The organism is bacterium (genome assembly GCA_026398675.1).
GTDB lineage: Bacteria > RBG-13-66-14 > RBG-13-66-14 > RBG-13-66-14 > RBG-13-66-14 > RBG-13-66-14.
The window spans coordinates 1-2,499 of the sequence record JAPLSK010000043.1; the positions used below are offsets into that span (position 1 = coordinate 1).

At 64.0% G+C, this 2,499-nt stretch carries 4 protein-coding genes; all 4 read left to right on the forward strand.

The window, feature by feature from the left end:
- Positions 1 to 537, forward strand: a 537-nt coding sequence (locus NTW26_00580) for a hypothetical protein (GenBank protein MCX7020769.1), incomplete at its 5' end; no start/stop codon positions are given.
- A 72-nt stretch (positions 538 to 609) separates the two neighbouring features.
- A complete protein-coding gene (locus NTW26_00585; protein ID MCX7020770.1) occupies positions 610 to 807 on the forward strand; it encodes a hypothetical protein in 198 nt (65 codons plus the stop codon).
- 161 nt (positions 808 to 968) lie between these two features.
- Complete coding sequence (locus NTW26_00590) at positions 969 to 1,742, forward strand: DUF4388 domain-containing protein (protein MCX7020771.1); 774 nt, start codon at positions 969 to 971, stop codon at positions 1,740 to 1,742.
- 142 nt (positions 1,743 to 1,884) lie between these two features.
- Entirely contained in the window at positions 1,885 to 2,259 is a 375-nt protein-coding gene (locus NTW26_00595; GenBank protein ID MCX7020772.1) for a hypothetical protein, read from the forward strand.
- Positions 2,260 to 2,499: the final 240 nt, after the last annotated feature.

Below are 2,499 nucleotides of genomic sequence, written 5' to 3' on the forward strand. Positions count from 1 at the left end.
CAGCTGTACAATGGCAAGGACGGGCCGGGGTTGACCCTGTACGACGAGAACGACAATCTCCGCGTCTGGCTGTACACGGACGAGGACAGTCCGGTGGTTGCCCTGCGCGACGAGAACGGCGTGAACCGCGTCTGGCTGTGCACGGACGCGGACGGGCCGGGGCTTGCCCTGCGCGACGAGAACGACAATCTCCGCGCCTGGCTGTGCACGGACGTGGACGGACCGGGGCTGGACCTATTCGACGAGAACGGCAATACCCGTACTGAATTGTACGTAGACATGGACGGGCCAGCTCTGAAACTCTACGATGAGAACTTCATTCTCCGTGCCGGGCTCGTCGTGTTCAAGGAAGTACCGTCTCTTAGCCTGTATGACGAGAACGGCAATTCCCGCGCTGGCCTGATTGTGACTGTGAACGGCCCGATGTTGGGCTTGGGCGACGAGAATGGCAAGATTCGCGCAGGGCTGGCCGTGTTCAAGGGACCGGGGCTGATCTTGAGCGACGAAAGCGGCACGCCCATCTGGTCGGCGCCATAGAGCCGCCCCCCCACGCGGGGGCGGGGAATGAAACCACAGATTCGAGCGGCAGCTTAACCTGGAGGTGGGGGAATGAGGCAGTCGGGGCCGATTCGCTGTCCGGGTTGCGGAGCGCCGCTGGCGTCCGTCGTCGGCGACAAGTGGGCGGACGTAATCCGCCTAGCCCGCACCGGCTCCGGCTACTGGCAGTTCACCCTCGAAATCGAGGGCGGCGAGCCCGTCCTCCTGAGAAAAACCGAGAAGATTATGCCGGGGAGGGGCGGGAGTTGACCTTTTCGGAGTTGGTCGAGGAGTTCCTGGTCTACAGCCGGGACCATCGGCGGTCGGCGCCGTAGAAGGTCTCCGCGCCGATGAGGCCACCCGTCCGGATATGTTAAAATAACAACTAGGGCCGGTTTACGGACCGCGACACGTAAAAAAACGGAGCGGCGTTGAAGGGCTCCTTCAAGGAAATCACCCTGGCCGACGTCGTCCAGCTTCTGGTGATGAACCGGAAGACGGGCCGCCTTTCCCTGGAATCGGACCAGCGCCAGGCCTATTTCGATTTCCTCAAGGGCGCCATCGTCAACGCCGTCTCGGGCGACCTTGAGGGCGAACAGGCCTTCTACGACCCCTTCTGCTGGGACTCGGGCGGCTTCGAGTTCAAGCCCGAGGAGAAGATAGACACCGAGCAGCGCCTGGGCCGCAACTGGCAGCAGATGCTCTTCGAGGCCGTCCGCCGCGCCGGGGAGTGGGAGGAGCTCCGCGGCAAGGTGGGCAACGGACTCTCCATCCCCCGCCTCGTGGGCAAGATAGAGCCCACCCTCTACGACCGCGATTCCCCCGAGCGCAAGATATTCCTTCTCATTGACGGCCGGCGCAACATCCACACCCTGGCCAACCTCGTCAGCCTTTCCATGCGTCAGGTGCTCCTGGTGCTCGAGAAGTTTTTGGGCTCGGGCGTCATCACCGTGGAGCGCAACCCCGTCACAGACCACCTCGAGCGGTTGCTGTCCGGTTACATCGGCCCCTCGGCTCGGAACTTCATCGAGCGGGAGGTGCGGCGCCTGGGCGGCGAGATAGAGCTGGCCAACCGCAGCGAGCTGCTCGAGGTCTGCCGGAACGCCGAGGGGTTCGCCCGGGATTACATCTCACGGGCCGAGTCCAAGGCGCTCCACGACGAGCTGGTGGGCTACATCAACTCCATCTTCCGGCAGTCGGAATGACAAAACGGGTGGACCTTTGCGTCCGCCCCTTTTTTTAGCATGCGGCTCTTACTCCGGTTGCGATGACGTAGGGGCGGGCCTCCGTGCCCGCCCGTCTCGTCGCCTTGACGTAAACCCGACTTGGGGGGGGATAATCGCGCCGATGGCGAACGACGAAGAAAGAAAGAGCCTGTGGCGCAAGTCGCCCATGATCGGCCTCTACATGGGCCTCGTCCTCGGGCTCTTCGAGGTCATCCCCATGATCTCCGAGGGCGGGGTGCCGTTCTGGCACCTCTTCGCCGTCTTCGGGCACCGGCTGGCGGTGGGGTTCATCATCGGCGCGGCGCCGCTGTGGTACTTCGGCGTCACCCAGGGGGCGCTGGTCGCGCTCGTTCTGGACGTCCCCTTCGCCCTGTTGACCGGGGCGCCGTGGTACTACTGGCTCTCGATGGCGGTTCTGGGCGGCGGGCTGACCGGCTACATGGTCGGGCGGTTCCGCACCGGGGGCGAGATGGAAAAACCCGGCGGCCACCGGTAGCGATGACCTCGCAGGGACCGACCTTAGGTCGGCCCGTTTTTGTACGTTGGCGCAATTAAGGAAGTTAGGTTCGGAGCGGTCCCCCTCTCCCCGTGGGAGAGGGATAAAGGGTGAGGGCTGCATTTAATCCCCCTCCCCCCTTTGGGGGGAGGCTCGCCTACGGGTTGGGGTGAGAGTCGGGGCGTTAAAGCGGCGGGGACTAAAGTCCCCGCCCTACATTCGGGCGCAGGGCGATGGATG

Excerpts from the sequence above, each read along its gene's own strand:
- NTW26_00585 (MCX7020770.1), top strand. The coding sequence starts at position 610 with ATGAGGCAGTCGGGGCCGATTCGCTGTCCGGGTTGCGGAGCGCCGCTG.
- NTW26_00595 (MCX7020772.1), top strand. The coding sequence starts at position 1,885 with ATGGCGAACGACGAAGAAAGAAAGAGCCTGTGGCGCAAGTCGCCCATG.